15 protein-coding genes and 1 other RNA gene are annotated in these 18,577 nt (G+C 33.2%); 12 read left to right on the forward strand and 4 right to left on the reverse strand.

Annotation, left to right across the window (positions count from 1 at the left end; genetic code table 11):
- Positions 1–212: 212 nt before the first annotated feature.
- From COE53_RS03580 to COE53_RS03590, 3 genes are all read left to right on the forward strand, one after another.
- The gene (locus tag COE53_RS03580) at positions 213–1,460 is read left to right on the forward strand and encodes an MFS transporter (RefSeq protein ID WP_069034918.1); all 1,248 of its coding nucleotides are present in this window, start codon (positions 213–215) and stop codon (positions 1,458–1,460) included.
- Positions 1,461–1,696: 236 nt separating this feature from the next.
- A complete protein-coding gene (locus COE53_RS03585; RefSeq protein ID WP_069034917.1) occupies positions 1,697–3,229 on the forward strand; it encodes a Ppx/GppA family phosphatase in 1,533 nt (510 codons plus the stop codon).
- Positions 3,230–3,413: 184 nt separating this feature from the next.
- Entirely contained in the window at positions 3,414–5,531 is a 2,118-nt protein-coding gene (locus tag COE53_RS03590; protein WP_069034916.1) for an RNA degradosome polyphosphate kinase, read from the forward strand.
- Positions 5,532–5,576: 45 nt separating this feature from the next.
- On the opposite strand, the gene COE53_RS03595 is transcribed toward COE53_RS03590, so the two are convergent.
- Entirely contained in the window at positions 5,577–6,146 is a 570-nt protein-coding gene (locus COE53_RS03595) for a DUF2238 domain-containing protein (RefSeq protein ID WP_025569101.1), read from the reverse strand.
- A gap of 207 nt (positions 6,147–6,353) precedes the next feature.
- Between COE53_RS03595 and COE53_RS03600 the strand changes: the two genes are divergently transcribed.
- From COE53_RS03600 to secG, 3 genes are all read left to right on the forward strand, one after another.
- Positions 6,354–6,575, forward strand: coding sequence for a hypothetical protein (locus COE53_RS03600; RefSeq protein WP_025569102.1), 222 nt, complete (start codon positions 6,354–6,356; stop codon positions 6,573–6,575).
- The gene (locus COE53_RS03605) at positions 6,568–7,497 is read left to right on the forward strand and encodes an alpha/beta fold hydrolase (protein ID WP_069034915.1); all 930 of its coding nucleotides are present in this window, start codon (positions 6,568–6,570) and stop codon (positions 7,495–7,497) included. The genes COE53_RS03600 and COE53_RS03605 overlap by 8 nt, the downstream gene beginning before the upstream one ends.
- Before the next feature lie 85 nt (positions 7,498–7,582).
- A complete protein-coding gene (secG, locus tag COE53_RS03610; RefSeq protein WP_025569105.1) occupies positions 7,583–7,816 on the forward strand; it encodes a preprotein translocase subunit SecG in 234 nt (77 codons plus the stop codon).
- A 145-nt stretch (positions 7,817–7,961) separates the two neighbouring features.
- On the opposite strand, the gene COE53_RS03615 is transcribed toward secG, so the two are convergent.
- Positions 7,962–8,453: a DinB family protein gene (locus COE53_RS03615; RefSeq protein ID WP_069034914.1), complete on the reverse strand. Its 492-nt coding sequence runs from the start codon at positions 8,451–8,453 to the stop codon at positions 7,962–7,964.
- 275 nt (positions 8,454–8,728) lie between these two features.
- On the opposite strand from COE53_RS03615, the gene COE53_RS03620 reads away from it, so the two are divergent.
- From COE53_RS03620 to ssrA, 4 genes are all read left to right on the forward strand, one after another.
- Positions 8,729–9,469, forward strand: a complete 741-nt coding sequence (locus COE53_RS03620) for an alpha/beta hydrolase (protein ID WP_056469924.1) — start codon at positions 8,729–8,731, stop codon at positions 9,467–9,469.
- 66 nt (positions 9,470–9,535) lie between these two features.
- Entirely contained in the window at positions 9,536–11,977 is a 2,442-nt protein-coding gene (gene rnr, locus COE53_RS03625) for a ribonuclease R (RefSeq protein WP_069034913.1), read from the forward strand.
- 91 nt (positions 11,978–12,068) lie between these two features.
- Complete coding sequence (smpB, locus tag COE53_RS03630) at positions 12,069–12,536, forward strand: SsrA-binding protein SmpB (RefSeq protein ID WP_025569157.1); 468 nt, start codon at positions 12,069–12,071, stop codon at positions 12,534–12,536.
- A 213-nt stretch (positions 12,537–12,749) separates the two neighbouring features.
- Positions 12,750–13,107, forward strand: a transfer-messenger RNA (tmRNA) gene (ssrA, locus tag COE53_RS03635).
- 582 nt (positions 13,108–13,689) lie between these two features.
- On the opposite strand, the gene COE53_RS03640 is transcribed toward ssrA, so the two are convergent.
- Together COE53_RS03640 and COE53_RS03645 are read right to left on the reverse strand one after the other, a co-directional pair.
- On the reverse strand, positions 13,690–14,910 hold the full coding sequence (locus tag COE53_RS03640; RefSeq protein WP_069034912.1) for a helix-turn-helix domain-containing protein: 1,221 nt from the start codon (positions 14,908–14,910) through the stop codon (positions 13,690–13,692).
- 359 nt (positions 14,911–15,269) lie between these two features.
- Positions 15,270–15,851 (reverse strand): TetR/AcrR family transcriptional regulator, encoded by a 582-nt coding sequence (locus tag COE53_RS03645; protein WP_069034911.1) that lies wholly within the window; start codon positions 15,849–15,851, stop codon positions 15,270–15,272.
- Positions 15,852–16,123: 272 nt separating this feature from the next.
- Here COE53_RS03645 and COE53_RS03650 point away from each other — a divergent pair, with 272 nt between their 5' ends.
- Together COE53_RS03650 and COE53_RS03655 are read left to right on the forward strand one after the other, a co-directional pair.
- Positions 16,124–17,566, forward strand: coding sequence for a DHA2 family efflux MFS transporter permease subunit (locus COE53_RS03650; protein ID WP_439097796.1), 1,443 nt, complete (start codon positions 16,124–16,126; stop codon positions 17,564–17,566).
- A gap of 30 nt (positions 17,567–17,596) precedes the next feature.
- The gene (locus tag COE53_RS03655; protein ID WP_069034909.1) at positions 17,597–18,355 is read left to right on the forward strand and encodes an SDR family oxidoreductase; all 759 of its coding nucleotides are present in this window, start codon (positions 17,597–17,599) and stop codon (positions 18,353–18,355) included.
- Positions 18,356–18,577 lie beyond the last annotated feature (222 nt).

The raw sequence follows: 18,577 nt of genomic DNA on the forward strand, positions 1-18,577 counted from the left end.
AATTTAGTTGAAAAATATGCAATGATCAGTTTCAATTACATTTTTTAACTGTAGATAAATAAAAAAAATAGATTGATTATTAAAGGATTTTAATGTTAATATAAGAATATATGTTCTAGATAACTAAGAATGTACGTTCCTGTCTTGGCGGTTAACTGTAAATTTTTTATACAATTTTTGTTTTCAAGTAATTGAAAAAAGAGGAGGAAAAAATGACGATAACTACTTCAACACCTTCAAATCCTTCAATGGCTTCCTTGCTAAAAAATCGCTTTATTCAGACGATTCTTACGGCAGGTTTGTTTATCCAAGTCGGAATTTGGATTCGTAATTTTGCAATTTTATTATTTGTTGTTGAAAAGACGAATGGCGATGCTACAGCTGTGTCACTTATTTCAGTTGCTGAGTTTGCACCTATTTTTATCTTTTCATTTATCGGTGGTACTTTTGCAGATCGTTGGAAACCAAAGCGTACAATGATTTGGTGCGATCTTTTAAGTGCGGCTTCAATTTTTGTTATACTTCTAGCGCTAACGTATGGGACTTGGAAGTTCGTATTTTTTGCAACATTGGTTTCTGCAATTTTGTCACAGTTTTCACAGCCATCTAATATGAAGTTATTTAAGGTTCATGTACCAATGGAGCAAATGCAAGCTGGTATGTCCTTATTTCAAACAATGATGGCGATCTTTATGATATTAGGTCCTGTATTAGGAACATTTGTATTTCAACAAGCTGGAATGTTTGTATCGATGGGTATAGTAGGTATTGCTTTTCTTTTATCAGCTCTAGTATTAACAAAGTTACCTAAAGATCAGGAAGAGGAAAAAGTTGATCATGCTTCATCTTTATGGGAAGAGATGAAACTAGGATTTCAATATGTTTGGACAAGAAAAATTTTAGTCCTTTTAGGCGGGGTTTTTGCAGCAGCAGGACTAGGTATCGGTTTTATTCATCCATTAGCAATTTTTCTAGTTACTGAACGATTAGGACTAGATAAAGATTATTTACAATGGTTGTTCGCAGCAAATGGTGCGGCTATGATTATTGGGGGTGGCCTGATTATGGTAATTTCTAATAAACTGGCACCGCATGTTTTATTATTAATCGGTATGGCTGTCAATGCTATCGGAATTTTTGTAATAGGTTGGTCTCAATTATTCTGGCTTACGCTATTAGCCGAGTTCTTTATAGGGCTATTTATGCCTGCACTTCATATTGGAATTAATACAATTATCTTAAAAAATACGGATGAAAAGTTTGTAGGTAGAGTGAACGGTATATTAACTCCATTATTTATGGGCTCTATGGTCATTACAATGAGCTTATCAGGCGTTTTAAAAGAACAATTCTCTTTATTTACTATTTATCAACTTTCAGCGGTACTATTCATCATTGGAATATTGATTATGGTTCCGATGTTTAAGATGAAAAATGTAGCAGTTGAAGCAAAATCATAAAACTAAGTCATTTTAAAATAAAACCTGATTACTCTGTTAAAGATAGTCAGGTTTTTTGTTTAATGTAAAAAGCATCTTAGAGCGGAAATCTGAAGAAGGCCTCTTTGTGTAAAAATTTCATTTGTTAAATGTGCCAAAAGTACCTTTTCATAAAGAGAAGGTTATTACTTACCTATATATTGATATAATGGAAGAACCAAATAGTCTACTAATTATTGAGATAAAGGGTGAGAAACATGAAGGAGAAATACGGCATCATTGACATTGGTTCAAATACAATAAGACTTGTTATATATGAACAAAGTAAAAGTGGTCGAATAAAAGAAGTTGAGAATATTAAAACTGTCGCCCGGTTACGGAAGTATTTAACTGATGAAGAATTCTTGGATACTGAGGGGAAGGAAGTACTACTTAATACCCTTTTAATGTTTCAGGAAATCACTCGTTATCATAAAATTAGTGAAATAAAATGTGTAGCAACTGCGACAATTAGGCAAGCTGTTAATCAAGATGAAATAATTCAACTAGTTACTGAAAATACTGATTTTACAATACGCGTTTTATCTGGATATGAAGAGGCATACTATGGATTTCTTGCTGTTGTAAATTCTACTCCAATACAAGAGGGAATTACAATTGATATTGGTGGAGGTAGTACAGAGGTAACATATTTTAGAAACCGTGAAATGATCCATTTTCATAGTTTCCCCTTTGGAGCATTATCTTTAAAACACGACTTTGTATCAAGTAATATTCCAACAACTGAAGAAATGAAACAACTTACTCAATTTATACAAAAGCAATTTGCTTCTTTAGATTGGCTCAGAGAAAAGCAAGTTCCGATTGTCGCAATAGGAGGAAGTGCCCGGAATGTAGTGCAAATGCATCAAAGTTTGGTTAATTACCCTATTACAGGTATTCATCAATATGAGATGAATTTTGAAGAAATAAACTTTATAAAAAAATATCTCTCTTCATTAGAATTTGATCATATTTTAAGAACTGAAGGTCTATCAAAAGATCGCGCTGATATCATTCTCCCTGCAATTGAGGTCTTTAAAGAGCTTTATTCAATTGTTAATGCGAAGAGCTTTGTATTAAGTAATAAAGGTTTGAGAGATGGAATCTTTATGGAAGAGTTTATCTTAAACGGAGAAAAGTTACTTCCTAGTGTAGTAGAAAAAAGTTTTACTGATTTAGAGAAAGACTATGAAGTAAATATAGATCACGTAAATCATATAAAGTTTTTAGTAAACCAATTAGTCGAGCAAATTAATTTATACAATTTAAATCAAATAAAGTCTGGAAATATATTAGATCTAAATCTAGCAGCACGGGTATATAATATTGGACAATACATAGACGAAGAATCAAGTAGTCAGCATACATTCTATATATTATCTAATCGTACAATTGAAGGATTGAGCCATAAAGATCGCATAAAAATTGCCTTAATAGCTTCATATAAAAATAAAAATAGTTTTAAGCAATATGTTAAACCGTTTCTTGAATGGTTTACAGCGGATGAACTAAAAAAACTACGCTTTTTAGGGATTCTTTTAAAATACGCTAATAGTCTAAACGCATCAAAAAGAGAAGTAGTGAAGAATATTGAGTTTAAAATGAACGATGGTGATCTGATTATAAAGCTTAACTGTATTGAGGATGCAACAGTTGAAGAAATTGAATCTGAGAAGCATAAGAAACAATTAGAAAAATTATTTAATAAATCGGCATATATCTATTTTGAAAAGCACAAATCTGAGTAATCAGATTGTGCTTTTTTATTTTAATTAAAAATTGCCAGTAATTAACATTTTTTTCATATCTTTACAATTTATTAACATAGCGTTAATAATAGGTAAATTTTATTATTGTAGGATTATTGTGTAGATATTAATTAAAAAATAAAGAGATCGTATTTCTAGAATATGTTCAAAAAGGGTGTAAATGATGATAGCGACAAAAGAGTATAGTGGTAGAAATATAGAGTTAGCAGATCCACAATATTATAATAATCGAGAATTAAGTTGGCTAGCGTTTAATGAACGTGTTTTAGAAGAGGCATTGGACGAAACTAATCCCCTGCTTGAACGCTTGAAATTTTTGGCTATATTTAGCTCGAATTTAGATGAGTTTTTTATGGTACGCGTTGCGGGGTTAAAGGATCAAGTAAAAGCTGGTTTTAATAAGCCAGAAAATAAGGCTGGTTTAACACCAAAACAGCAGCTTTCACAAATATCAACAGCTGGTCATGAACTAGTAAATTTGCAATATAAAACTTTCCGAGAAACATTAATACCAAAGTTAAAACAAGAGAATGTTCATCTTGTAAAATATCATGAACTTAGTGATCGACAAAAAAATTATTTAGAAAAATATTTTGAAGAGCAAGTACTTCCTGTTCTAACACCAATGGCAATCGATGCTTATAGACCTTTTCCAATGTTATTAAATAAAAGTTTAAATTTAGCTGTTTATTTAGAAGATCTGGCAGAGGAAGAAGAAAAGCGTAATAAATTTGCGATTGTACAAGTACCTTCTTTATTAAAAAGATTTATATCAATACCTACACTTGATGGAAAGCATTGTTATATTTTATTGGAAGATGCGATTACTGCATACATACATCTTTTGTTTCTTGGTTTTAAAGTACGAGAAGTAGCGCAGTTTCGAATTACTAGAAATGCTGATTTGACAATTCATGAAGAAGGGGCTAGAGACTTACTTCTTGAAATAGAAAAAGAGTTGAAAAAACGTAAATGGGGTTCCGCGATTCGACTTGAAATTGGACCACCAGGCGCAAGCGAATATATTCTAAATTACTTATTAGAAAAGCTCGACGTACATGGAAAAGATATATATGAGCTTGATGGTCCTTTAGATTTAACATTTTTATTTAGTTTTTATAAGGAACTAGAAAAGTATAGAGAGGATCTAGTGTATGAAACATTAATCCCACAGCCTCCACATGATTTTGAATCCGATGGGGATATATTTAGCAAAATAATGGAACAAGATATATTGCTTCATCATCCATACGAATCATTTGAACCAGTATTGGATTTTGTATTAGATGCAGCGAATGATCCAGACGTCTTAGCGATTAAACAAACTTTGTATCGAGTAAGTGGCGATTCTCCAATTATCGAAGGATTAAAACGTGCAGCGGAAAATGGTAAACAAGTAACTGTTCTTGTAGAGTTGAAAGCTCGTTTTGACGAAGAAAACAATGTACATTGGGCAAAGGAATTAGAAAAAGCGGGCTGTCATGTTATTTATGGAATGACTCATTTAAAAACGCATAGTAAAATCACACTTGTTGTTCGTAAAAAGAATGGAAGAATCGAGCGGTTTGTCCATTTGGGTACTGGTAACTATAACGATGCAACTGCAAAAATTTATACAGATATGGGACTAATGACTGCTAATCGACAAATCGGAATAGATGCTACAAATTTTTTTAACTTCTTAAGTGGATTTATGGAGAAGCCTGACTTTAGGCATTTATCGGTCGCTCCGTATAGTATTCGTCATGATTTTATTCGAATGATCGATGAGGAAATTGCATTTCATAAACAGTATGGAAATGGACGAATAATTGCTAAAATGAATTCTTTAACTGATAAGCAAATTATTATGAAGATATATGAAGCATCTAAAGCTGGGGTAAAGATTGACTTAATTGTTCGCGGAACTTGTTGTTTGCGTCCTCAAATAAAAGGTGTCAGCGAAAATATTCGTGTCATTAGTATCGTTGGTCGATTTCTAGAGCATAGTCGAATCTATTATTTTTATCATAACGGAGAACAGAAAATCTTTTTATCTTCTGCGGATTTAATGACACGTAATATGGAAAAACGAGTTGAAATCTTTTTTCCAATCTTCGCTGATCATTTAAAAAAGCGAATTATGAATATTCTACTTATGATGCTCTTTGATACAGCAAAGGCACGTGAGCAAGATGAAAATGGTATTTATCATTATGTGAAAAGCATTGGGAAAGAGAAATATAATAGTCAGAGTGAATTGTTTAATTTGGCATATAATGTGTGGGATGGTGAAGAATAATAAAGAAAAGAGAAGGTTTTGTCCTTCTCTTTTTTATATTTCATGCTAATTTTTATTTTTTTTCGACCTTCTAGCAAACCAAAATGCAATAATGAGTGCTCCAATTGAGTCTGCGATTATATCTGTCATTGTATCAAAGTTACCTCCGCCTTGAGTATTAGTTCCAAAAAATTGGTCGCTATTGAATTCCCAAATTTCCCATAATGCTCCACAGAATACTCCAAATGCAAAAACAAATAAAAATACGAAGCCAGCTGACATCTCACTCCGAGACTGTTTGGTTGTTAATTTTCCCATTAAATCAATTGCTAAAAACGCGACTAGCGTGCCACTTAGAAAATGTAAAAACGTATCCCACCAGCCTAAACTATAAAATCTAAGCATTGAACCAAGACATAGGGACCCTATTAAAAAAGCAAAATAAGAGAGTATAAACGGAAATGCAAATCGAATTTTAAAAAACTTATCTAAAATTAGTGGCATTAGTGCACAAATGAAGCCACCTAGTGCGATTGGATATCGATAAGAATCGTCTCTTATAAAAAAAATGACAAATAAGACAAGCATCACAATTGCAAGGACAAGACTTAAAATTGTTTGTATGCCTCTTTTCATTTCGAATCCCCCATTCATCCTGTTTTTATCTCAAATCAAACATCAATAAAAAACTTGATTAGTTAAAAATCCCAAAAATGAGCTTAACTTTGACATAAAAAGTTCATCAAATAGATGAAAAAATGTTAAAAATTAACCTATAGAATTAGGAAATTTGGATTAGTATTGAATTAAGGATATGAATGGCAATTAGTTGGGAGGAGAATTATGAACTTTTTCGCATACTTAAAAGATTTTATTTGGTATACTATAAAAACATATTTACTTCCATTTATTATTGTAATTGTTTCAATAGTAATTGTTTTTTGGAGATTATTAGGTGATGAATTTACATTTAAATACATACGATTAGAAATAATCTATTTCATTTGTTTTTTCTTATTAGTTTCTTTTACAACATATGAGATGAAGGGGCATAAAAATGATTAATTGGGAAGGATTAATTTCGGCGAAAGATCGAACAAAAATCTATTTGCGAAAATATATTCCTGCTGAACCAATTGCTGTGATTCAAATTGTACATGGAATGGCAGAGCATGGTGGAGCTTATGATAAATTTATTGAATATTTAGTTCATAATCAGTTTGCAGTCTTTATTCATGATCAAAGAGGTCATGGGAAAACGGCGGCGATTGAAGATGATCTAGGATTTTTTGGTGAAGAAATCGGTTGGGATGAAGTTGCTAAAGATATCATTTTTATAAGTAAGATGATTAGAAAAGAAGTAAAGGATATCCCTTTAATACTATTTGGACATAGTATGGGATCTTATTTGAGCAGACGAGTAGTTCAATTAAATGGAGGACTATACGATGGACTAATTATTTCTGGAACTGGATACGATCCAGGAATACTAAGAAAATTAGGGGTCTTTATTTCAAGCGCAGAGGCATTTTTAATTGGTGCCAATAAGAGAAGTAAAATTTTAGACTTTTTAACTTTTGGAAACTTCAATAATCATTTTAAGTTTCCTAAAACAAAATATGATTGGTTAACAAGAGACGAAGCAGAGATTGATCGTTATATAAAAGATCCATTTTGTGGTTATATTTGTTCTGCAAGTTATTATCGCGAACTGTTGAAAGGGATTGGAATTATACATCGTAAAGAGGAAATACAGAAGACACCAACTTCATTGCCAATTTTTATTTTTTCTGGAGATAAAGATCCAGTTGGTCAAAATGGTGACGGTGTAAAGAAAGTTTATGAGTTATATAAAGAGATTGGATGTACAAATGTAAAGTTGAAATTATATGAAGAAGGTCGCCATGAGATGCTTCATGAAACCAATAAAGATGAAGTTCATCAAGATGTAAAAACTTGGATAGAAGAAACTATACTAAATCATTAAATAAGTGTTGTACTCTCATATTGAAGTATAGTATTCTTCATAGTAGAATAGGAAGTAACAGTCTTTTTACTGTGGAGGTGAAGAAATGCATACGTTTTTATCTGTACTTTTAATTATTGTTTCAGTACTTATGATTGTTTTAGTTCTACTTCAATCTAGTAAAAGTAACGGCCTATCAGGTGCGATATCTGGTGGTGCTGAGCAACTGTTTGGCAAGCAAAAAGCTCGTGGTTTTGAACTAGTTTTACAAAGAATAACAGTTGTTGTAGCAGTTTTATTCTTCATTCTAACGATTGCTGTAACATATTTTAAACTGTAATAAACAAGCTGCCTAAAAGGGTGGCTTTTTATTTTGTTAAAATTATAAAAAAATGCTGTATTAAGTTTGTGAGAAAATAAAAAAGACAACCTAAATTTAGGTCGTCTGAGTATGTAGACTAAGTATTTTAGGTTGCCTTTGAATATTAACCTTTCATTGCAGCCCATTCTTCTTTACTTGGACCGTACATTCCAGGAATAGCTAGCCCAGCTTGTCGCATTAATACAGTCATTTGGCCACGATGATGTGTTTGATGCGAAATTGCCATGCGTAGTAATGCATGGATAGGCATTTCAAGGAATCCAAAAGCGTTAATGATTTGATTTAAATCTTTTTCTTTCCATTCTTTTTGTGCAGCTTCAACCATAGCTTTACTAGCTTCTGCGTATTTTTCAGTAATTTCTTTTGCAGTTGCAGGCATTTCTTCTTTGCTCATAGATGCTTCGAATTGTAATCCTGATTGTGAAATAATCGCTTTAATTGCTGTTGTTATATGCCAAGCTAATTCTCCTAATGAACTAAAAGCTTCACCTATTGATTGATCTAGTGATTCATCTGTCATAGCATTTAGTAATTTGATGGTGTTTGCTTCTTCCATTTTCCATTCAGTAATAAATTCTTCAACATTATTAAACATAACGTATCCTCCCTTTGTTGGTTAATGACCAACATTATTATTACCACACCTTTCATTAAATCATAACTAGTTAATTAAAAAAACTGTTTATTGGTAAATTATTGAATTGAAAGGTAAAATAAAAGAACAATTTCTTTACGTAAAATTAGTTAAAAATTATTATTCATTATTTATATTGAAGATGTCGATTATTAATTTAAATAAACAAAATCATTTATAGATAATATAAAAGTAACGAAAGAAAAATGGATAGAAAAGTTTTGGAGTGAGTATATATGAGAGTAACAATGCCGAAGCCATTTACGTTTGAAGGTGGAGATCGAGCAGTTTTATTATTACATGGGTTTACAGGGCATTCTGCTGATGTTCGTATGCTTGGTCGTTTTTTAGAAAAACAAGGATATACTTGTCATGCACCGCACTATAAAGGACATGGTGTACCACCAGATGAGCTTGTTCATACTGGACCAGAGGACTGGTGGAAGGATGTAATGGAAGCGTATCAATTTTTAAAAGATAAAGGACATCAAAAAATTGCAGCGGTAGGTCTATCTTTAGGAGGAGTATTTGCACTAAAGCTAGGTTATACTGTTCCTTTGAATGGAATTGTCACAATGTGTTCGCCAATGTACATAAAAAGTGAAGAAATTATGTATGAAGGTGTCTTAGCTTACACAAGAGAGTTTAAAAAACGTGAAGGGAAATCTCCTGAACAAATTGAAGTAGAAATGGAAGAGTTTAAAAAAACTCCGATGAATACATTAAAAGCTCTTCAAGGATTAATAAAAGAAGTGCGTGAAAATGTTGATACTGTATATGCACCAACGTTTGTCGTTCAATCTACTGTAGACGAGATGATTAATACGGACAGCGCAAATATTATTTATAATGAAGTGCAATCTGATCAGAAAAAATTAAAGTGGTACGAAAATTCAACACATGTTATTACGCTTGGACAGGAAAAGGACATGTTACATGAAGATGTACTAGCATTTCTTAATGAATTGGAATGGTAGAATGAAATCTTTCTGGACAAACTTAAATTAAATACCCTTTAACAGTAAGAAAAAGGAGGGAAAAGAATGAATCAACAATGGAAAGAAAAATTATTGGAATTGATGAAAAGTGAAGATTATAAGCCTTTAAATATTCAAGGAATTGAAGAGGCTATGGAGTTAACTGATGCAAGTGATTTCCGAGAAGTAGTAAAAACGCTCGTTATGTTAGAAGATGAGGGGTATATTGTACGTTCTCGAAATAATAAATACAGTTTACCTGATCAATCTAATTTAGTTAGAGGTAAATTAACTGGCCATGCGAAAGGCTTTGCGTTTGTCATTCCAGAAGAAGTAGGGGCAGAGGATGTATTTATTTCACCATCAGATTTAAATGGTGCTTTACATGGAGACATCGTTTTAGCTCGTATTACAAAAGAAAAAAGTGATGCACGTAGAGAAGGGACAATTGTAAAAATTGTTGAACGTGGTCAAACGAAAATGGTAGGTACATACCAGGCTCAGAAAAGTTTCGGTTTCGTTATTCCTGATGATAAGCGATTCGGAAGCGATATTTTTATAACAAAGAGTAATTCTCAAGGCGCAGTGGAAGGTCACAAAGTTGTTGTAGAGCTTACTCAGTTTCCTGAGAATGGGAAAAATGCAGAGGGTATTGTAGTTCAAGTTCTAGGACATAAAAATGATCCTGGTGTTGATATTCTATCGGTTATTCATAAGTTTGATTTACCGCAAGAATTCCCTAAGGAAGTAATGGATCAAGCAAATGCTGTACCTGATGAGATTGATGAATCAGCGATAGGTACTCGCCGCGATCTTCGAGATGAACAGATTGTAACGATAGATGGAGCGGATGCAAAGGACTTAGATGATGCTGTTACAGTAACAACGCTTGAAAATGGTCATTACAAGTTAGGGGTACATATTGCAGACGTTTCATACTATGTGACTGATAACTCACCGATTGATCAAGAAGCTCATGATCGTGGAACAAGTATTTACTTGGTTGACCGAGTTATACCAATGATCCCACATCGTTTGTCTAATGGAATTTGTTCATTAAATCCAAAAGTTAATCGATTTACACTTTCATGTGAAATGGAAATTGACCAAAAAGGTGAAGTTGTTAAGCATGAAATTTTTGAAAGTATCATTAAAACAACTGAACGAATGACATATAGCGATGTAAATAAAATATTAGATGAGCAAGATGCTGAATTACATGAACGTTACGAACCGTTAATCCCAATGTTTGAGGAAATGGCCAAGTTAGCGAAAATCTTACGTAATAGACGAATGACTCGTGGAGCAATCGATTTTGATTTTAAAGAATCAAAAGTATTAGTCGATGAAGATGGTCATCCAACTGATGTCGTCATTCGCGAGCGTTCAACTGCTGAAAAACTAATTGAAGAATTTATGCTAGTAGCTAATGAAACAGTTGCTGAGCATTTCCATTGGCTAAATGTACCGTTCATGTATCGTGTTCATGAGGATCCAAAAGAAGAAAAATTACAACGATTCTTTGAATTTATTGCATCTTTTGGATATACAGTAAAAGGTGCTGGAAATGATATTCACCCGAGAGCGTTGCAACAAGTTCTAGATATGGTTCATGGGCAACCAGAGGAGACAGTCATTTCAACAGTTATGCTTCGTTCAATGAAACAAGCGAAATATGAGGCGGATAATCTTGGCCATTTTGGATTAGCAGCGGAGTATTATACTCATTTCACATCGCCGATCCGTCGATATCCGGATTTAATTGTTCATCGATTAATTCGTAAATATTTAATCGAAGGAAAAATGGATAATGAGACAAAGCGTGAGTGGGATGATAAATTACCTGCAATCGCAGAGCATGCATCCAATATGGAGCGTCGCTCAGTTGAAGCAGAAAGAGAAACCGATGATTTGAAAAAAGCAGAGTACATGCTTGATAAAATTGGTGAAGAGTATGAAGGTATTATTAGCTCTGTAACAAATTTCGGTATGTTTATTGAACTACCAAATACAATTGAAGGATTAGTTCGAGTTGCTGATTTATCAGATGACTACTATAACTATGACGAGCGTACGTACGCTATGATTGGTGAAAGAACAGGGAAAATCTTCAGAATTGGTGATGAAGTATCTGTTCGAGTAGTTAACGTTAATAAAGAAGAACGAGCAATCGATTTTGAAATTGTTGGCATGAAATCGAACAAACCTCGTAGAAGCGGCGGTAAAGGCCCAGTTAATCTTGGCGGCGGCTCTGGTGGCGGTAGAGGACGAGGTGGACGCGGCAGAGGTTCTTCTGATCGAAATGGAGATAGCTCTCGCAGTGGCCGTTCTCGTGGAAGAGGTGGAGATAGTTCTTCACCTCGAAATGAAGAGAAAGAAAGCGGACGTGGCGGAAAATCATCGAGAAATAAACGCGATGATCGTTTTAATCCTACGAAAAGCAAAAGCAAGAGTAAAAAGAACAAACCTTTCTACGAAAAAGTAGCAAAAGGTAATAAAAAACGATAGTAAGTAAAAAGCAGTGGACAAAATTGTCCACTGCTTTATGTATACAAACATAATTTATGGTAAAATAAGTAAAGATAGAGAGGTGTTATTTATGCCAAAAGGTGAAGGGAAAGTAATTGCTCAAAATAAAAAAGCGTATCATGATTACTTTATCGAAGAAACGTATGAAACAGGTATCGTTTTGCAAGGTACTGAAATAAAATCATTACGTGCTGGAAAAGCTAATTTAAAGGATTCCTTTGCACGTGTTCAAGGCGGAGAAGTATGGCTTCATAATATGCATATTAGTCCATATGAACAAGGAAACCGTTACAATCACGAGCCATTACGTACTAGAAAATTACTACTACATAATAAAGAAATCGTGAAGTTAATCGGTTATACAAAGGAAACAGGTTATACATTAGTACCTTTAAAAATCTATTTAAAAAATGGCTATGCTAAGCTATTACTTGGATTAGGTAAAGGTAAGAAACAATATGATAAGCGTGATGATTTAAAGAAAAAAGAAGCAAAACGTGAAGTAGAGCGTGCATTCAGAGATCGTCAGCGAATCTAATTGGATAAATGTTGAAGCATTGGAATTCTGTATTTCTTTTAGAAACAATTGTTAATTGCAACTTGAGTAGGATATGCTATAATAAGTTTGTAAGTTAATCAGCAACACAAATTGAACGATGTTCAGTTTTTATAAATTATGAAGCCTTTGCTTTATGCTTCGTAAGTCACTCATAGCGAACAGATCTGAATAAGTTCTGGGAGCATTTTATATGGGGACGTTACGGATTCGACAGGGGTAGTTCGAGCTTAAGTTGCGAGTCGAGGGGTCGGCCTCGTTAAAACGCAAAAGCCAATAACTGGCAAAAACAACAATTTCTCTTTAGCTGCTTAATTGCACTAAAGGCTCCTCCTATGTATCGCCCATGTGCATAGCTTAGAGGGGTTCACTCATTAGTGGGCTACGCCGGACCTCGCCGTCTGAGGGGAATGGAAGAGATTAATCAGACTAGCTATCAGGAAGCCTGTCATTGGGCCAAATGGTATGCGAAATTCTAATACAGTGACTACGCTCGTAGAAGCTTAAGTGCCGATATTCTTGGACGTGGGTTCGACTCCCACCGTCTCCACCAATACATACTGTTTGGTGGTTTTTTTATGCTTAAAATTATAAATTCTAAACCTCTTAAAACGTTGATATATCAGTGTTTTAAGAGGTTTTTCTATTTAGGAGTAACTGCAGTTAAATATAGTTTTATTAAATATGGTTCATTTTTAGTACGTTCATTTATAGATAAAAATAACCTATTTTAAATTTTAATTAGAACAATTAGATAGTAAGCTATGGCGATTTATCAATCGTGAATTTATAAGATTGTTTCGGATAAGTCAAGCTAGAGAAATGAATAGAATTTTTGGGAGTTAGACATAAAAGGTTTCTTTTTCATTGTTTATCCGTATAAATATAATGTTAAAAGTATTTTGCTGGTAAGAATTTCTAAATACTCCCTACTTAAAAAATGACTAATTTTTTCAAATTTCAATCTTTCCCTTAAAAATAAAAAAAGACAAGCATACAAAATAAGTATTCTTGTCTTTTTTTTCATTTAAAGTTCATTTTCGCAACTCCTGGAAAAAATCATAAGCTGGTCCTCAGTGTGAGGACCAGCATTTATCTGTAAATAGTAGCCTATTAAAATTATATATATAAGTTCTTATGCATTTACGATTAACTGCGCAATTTCCATTGCCTGTTCATTTAAATTCATCTTTTTATAATAATTAAATAATTCCTTCTTAGAACGCTCCACTAAAAAAGTAAAACCATTTTTAATAAACATTGGTAACGCTTTATTATTTAAATAATTATAGTACTCTTTTTCTTTAGATTTTAATAGATAAAGTAAAAGTTTGAATAAATGGATATATAAAATATAATTATTCTTTTTCGCTATGAACAATCCAGTTTCAGCATCATTTATTAATTCGTCTAGGTTAGAATAACCGTCTTCAAAAGAGCTTCGGATATAACCCTCTAATGATAATAAATAGGATAAAGATTCTGAATTTTTCAGTAACATAGAGTCTTTATAATACTTTCTTGCTTCCTTATAATTTTTACCTCTGTAAAATTCATAGGCTAAATTATGCAAGACTTTTGCTTTTCGATCAGGTGCATTACATAGTTCGCAGCTTCTAATCAAATTTTTAAAACGACTGATAATCTCTTCATCTAAAGTGTCACCTTGAATTTGAATAATCATTAACATTTCAGCATCAATAACTCTAAGATAGTTATTGATCTGTTTAAAAAATTGATGAGATTTTTCAGCATAATAATAGGCTAACACAGGAGCGTTTAATGTATGGTAAGCGGATGCTAAATGGTAATAAAATTCAGGGTTTTTATATACTGTATTATCGATGGACTTTAAAATTTGGATTACTTTACCATATTCTTGCTTCGCCAATGAATAGATTCCTAAAATATGCTTCAATAAGTTTCTTTCATAAGGAGCTAATTTGTCTTCTTTTTTTTGTAGCTTTTTTATGATTTTAAATGCTTCATTGCATTTACTATGTGCAAGAAAATATTTCGCTCTTAGTAACTGATACATATCATTATATTCCGAGATTTGAATTAATTCTTCCATTTCAAATTCATAGTAAATTTGATCCATCTCTTCAAATAATTGCATAATAATTACATCATGCCAGTGAAGTAATCGTTGTTTTATATTCATAAAATTAGCTACTTCTAATTCCATATCAATTCCAAGTCTTTTGGATAATAAATTTATAATTTCAGGTGCGTACTTTGTCTGTGCACATTCTATTTTACTAATATGGGTAACGGAGCAAATGTTTTTTCCTAATTGTTCTTGTGTTAGTTTGTACTTTTCTCGATAAAATTTAATGATTTTTCCTTCATACATAACTAAGTCCTCCTCCCATTCCAGGATGTTAAAAATAGTGCCTAATACTAAAATTCTACATTTAACAACAAAAATAGTATATTTAGAAAAGCCGTATAGTATGTGAAGTAATACTTAAAGATATGTTAAGGAAAAATAAAATTACGATAAATTTAAGAGAAAATGAAGAGTGAAATAGGGCTGATTACACAATATTTATCTATTCTTCAATTAATTACATTTATTAGGAAGACCATGTGTGCAAAATTGTATTATTTCAAAAGGTTTCTATAATAGTAGGAAATTTGTCGATTTTCGAGTTAAAGGTAGGAGGAGGATGGTCCATACAAAAAACTGTAAGCAAATTGGCTTACAGTTTTTTATTCGATCTTATTACCAATTCTAAAAAGCAAAGATAACTGCTTAGCTAAATATTGAGGAGTATAAGGCATGTCATTTCTTAACCAAGATACAATTGTACCAATCAGTGCTGATGACCCGTACCAAATAATAATATCCTTTTGAATATCCGTCTTAATGTGTAAAGAATCAATTTCTCTTCTTTTTGTGATTGTTTCAGTAATGATTTTTAATAATTGCTCTGTGAAGATTGGCGTTTTAGTAGAAGCAAGAACTACTTTATAAAACTTTGCATTCTCCGCTATATGTTCAAGTAGATTTAGAAGTCGCACTGAGTCAGTTTCATCTATAGACTTAAGGGTCGTTGAACCCCTCATAATAAGTCCAAGCCTCTCACCCATTTCCAAAGCCATATTCTCCATCATATCCTGTATGTCACGATAATGAAGATAAAATGTTACTCGATTAACTGTTGCACGATCGGCTATTCGATTAACTGTAATTTTGTTTAGATCCATCTCTTGAAGTAGTTCGATAAAAGCGTCTTTAATTAATTGGCGCGTACGAATGATCCTAGGATCTACTTTTGTTTTATCCTTCAAATCAAATCACCTTTTCCATGAAATTTACAATTTTTTTAAATGTGTTTATTATGTTTGGTTTTAACTACAGAACTAATAAGTGTGATAACTACAATACATTTCTTCAATTATTGTCGGTTGTAAGAATGAACTAACGAATTATAATGTAATTTATATCATGTTAATTATTAAACACTTTGTAAATTATGTCCATGATAAAGAGAGAAAGGATTGATGGGGGATTGAGTAAAAATTCTGTTTCAGACACAAATTCGATAAAAAAAGGTCCTATTATGTTCATTTTGATTTTAGGTGCCTTCATTGCAACCTTAAACCAAACGCTTATGAGTGTTGCAATTCCTGAGTTAATGGTTGATTTTCATATAAAGGCAGCAACAGCGCAATGGTTAACAACGGGATACATGCTAGTAAATGGTGTGTTAATCCCGATAACTGCTTATTTGATGCTAAGATTTACTACACGTGAACTATTTCAAGCATCTATGATTATTTTTTTAGCAGGGACCATTGTTTCTGCACTAGCGACTGATTTTCCAGTATTGTTAACGGGACGCTTAATACAGGCAGCAGGTGCGGGTATTATTATGCCATTGCTAACAAACGTTATTTTGACACTATTTCCACCAGAAAAACGTGGAGGAGCAATGGGGATGGTAGGTTTAGCGATTATTTTCGCACCGGCGATCGGTCCTACGCTTGCAGGCTATATTATGGAGAATTACAAATGGGAGACGATGTTTTACGGGATGATTCCATTTGCGATTATTGTTATCGTACTGGGTTTCATTTATTTACGAAATGTATCTGATCGTATCAAAACAAAATTTGATCTTCTTAGCGTTACACTATCTACAATTGGTTTCGGTGCAATGCTTTATGGATTCAGCCGTGCTGGAGGTTTAGGTTGGTCAAATTCAGAAGTGATTAGTACGATTGTTATTGGCGTATTGTCACTAGTACTCTTCGCATGGAGACAATTGGTTTCGCAAAATCCTTTACTTGATTTGCGTGCATTCAAGTTTAGTATGTTCTCATTAACAACAGTTATTAATGTTGCAGTTACGATGGTAATGTATGCAGATATGATGTTACTTCCTCTATATTTACAAAATGCTCGAGGGTACACACCAGTTGAGTCTGGTCTTCTACTATTACCAGGTGCATTAGTAATGGGATTCCTTATGCCAGTTACAGGTAGATTATTCGACCGTGTCGGTGCTAAATGGCTAGCAATAGTAGGAATGATTATTACAATCGCAACAACGCTTGGCTTTACAAACCTAACGGACTCGACGAGTTACACTTTTCTAGTTCTAATGTCCACAGGACGCCGAATCGGTATGGCATTAATGATGATGCCAATACAGACTGCTGGTTTAAATCAACTACCAAAGCAATTAAATGCACACGGTACAGCAATTACGAATACAATTCGCCAAGTTGCTGGAGCAGTTGGTACATCACTTCTAGTTACAGTTATGACAGATCGTACAAAAACACATATACAAGAATTAATTCCTACTGCAGCTTCTAAAGGTTTAACTCAAGCTCAACTTATAAAAGAAGCTTCAATAAATGGAATTAACGACGCCTATCTTGTGATTGTCGGAATAGGGATTCTTGGCTTACTACTTTCTTTCTTTATTAAAAAGGTTAAACAAGGGGCTTCAGAAGAGGCAACAGTTAACTTAAAAAAAGTAACAGTTAAAGCTTAATACATCATAATTTATTGGAGGAATATTTTCATGAGACTTCAAAACAAAGTAGCAGTAGTAACTGGAGCTGGTTCGGGAATGTGGAAAGCCATTGCTGCACTTTATGCTAAGGAAGGTGCAAAAGTGGTTGTATCTGATATTAATGTAGATGCTGCAAATAGTACCGTTGAAGAAATAAAATCAAACGGCGGGGAAGCTATAGCTGTTATGGCAAATGTTGCGCACGAAAATGATATTCAAAACTTAATCGATACTGCCGTAGATACTTTTGACACAGTAGATATTCTAGTTAATAATGCAGGAATTATGGATAATTTTGAACCTGCTGGTGATATTGAAGATGATAAGTGGGAAAGAGTTTTTGCGGTAAACACAACAAGTGTGATGCGCTCAACTCGCAAAGTCTTACCAATCTTTTTAGAGAAACAACATGGAGTGATTATCAATGTGGCTTCAGCAGGTGGCCTACAAGGAGCTAGAGCAGGAGCTGCTTACACAGCTTCTAAACATGCCGTTGTTGGTTTTACTAAGAATACTGGATTCATGTACGCAACGAATGGAATCCGTTGCAACGCGATTGCCCCAGGTGGAGTCGAAACAAATATTGGTTCTTCCATGACAAATATCAATCATTTTGGTATGGGACGTATTCAAGCAGGTTTAGGAGTTAATCCACGTGTAGGTAAACCTGAAGAGATTGCAGATATAGCTTTATTCCTTGCTTCAGATGAATCTAGCTTTGTTAATGGTACTGTGATTACGGGTGATGCTGGTTGGACTGCTTATTAAGATTAAGAATTTTATAAAAATAGGAAAGACCGTCTGATATTTTGGACGGTCTTTTGATTTTTTGAAATAATTTATAGGGTTTTATTAGGGAGATATTTGATAGTGGAGGGGATTACTTCTTTATTGTGACTGAATTATGAAAAATATGGAATGTACATAAATTTTTCGGATTATTTTGAGTTAATGTCCTACTTTAGATGTTACATTAAAAATATATTAATA

The organism is Bacillus sp. AFS029533, from assembly GCF_002585125.1.
Taxonomy (GTDB): domain Bacteria; phylum Bacillota; class Bacilli; order Bacillales; family Bacillaceae_G; genus Gottfriedia; species Gottfriedia luciferensis_B.

Bases quoted from the DNA above. Each gene is read 5' to 3' on its own strand.
- COE53_RS03595 (WP_025569101.1), bottom strand. From the start codon at position 6,146: ATGAAAAGAGGCATACAAACAATTTTAAGTCTTGTCCTTGCAATTGTG.
- COE53_RS03580 (WP_069034918.1), top strand. From the start codon at position 213: ATGACGATAACTACTTCAACACCTTCAAATCCTTCAATGGCTTCCTTG.
- smpB (WP_025569157.1), top strand. From the start codon at position 12,069: ATGCCAAAAGGTGAAGGGAAAGTAATTGCTCAAAATAAAAAAGCGTAT.
- COE53_RS03605 (WP_069034915.1), top strand. From the start codon at position 6,568: ATGATTAATTGGGAAGGATTAATTTCGGCGAAAGATCGAACAAAAATC.
- COE53_RS03650 (WP_439097796.1), top strand. From the start codon at position 16,124: ATGTTCATTTTGATTTTAGGTGCCTTCATTGCAACCTTAAACCAAACG.
- COE53_RS03585 (WP_069034917.1), top strand. From the start codon at position 1,697: ATGAAGGAGAAATACGGCATCATTGACATTGGTTCAAATACAATAAGA.
- COE53_RS03590 (WP_069034916.1), top strand. From the start codon at position 3,414: ATGATAGCGACAAAAGAGTATAGTGGTAGAAATATAGAGTTAGCAGAT.
- COE53_RS03600 (WP_025569102.1), top strand. From the start codon at position 6,354: ATGAACTTTTTCGCATACTTAAAAGATTTTATTTGGTATACTATAAAA.
- COE53_RS03615 (WP_069034914.1), bottom strand. From the start codon at position 8,453: ATGTTTAATAATGTTGAAGAATTTATTACTGAATGGAAAATGGAAGAA.
- COE53_RS03655 (WP_069034909.1), top strand. From the start codon at position 17,597: ATGAGACTTCAAAACAAAGTAGCAGTAGTAACTGGAGCTGGTTCGGGA.
- COE53_RS03640 (WP_069034912.1), bottom strand. From the start codon at position 14,910: ATGTATGAAGGAAAAATCATTAAATTTTATCGAGAAAAGTACAAACTA.
- COE53_RS03620 (WP_056469924.1), top strand. From the start codon at position 8,729: ATGAGAGTAACAATGCCGAAGCCATTTACGTTTGAAGGTGGAGATCGA.
- secG (WP_025569105.1), top strand. From the start codon at position 7,583: ATGCATACGTTTTTATCTGTACTTTTAATTATTGTTTCAGTACTTATG.
- rnr (WP_069034913.1), top strand. From the start codon at position 9,536: ATGAATCAACAATGGAAAGAAAAATTATTGGAATTGATGAAAAGTGAA.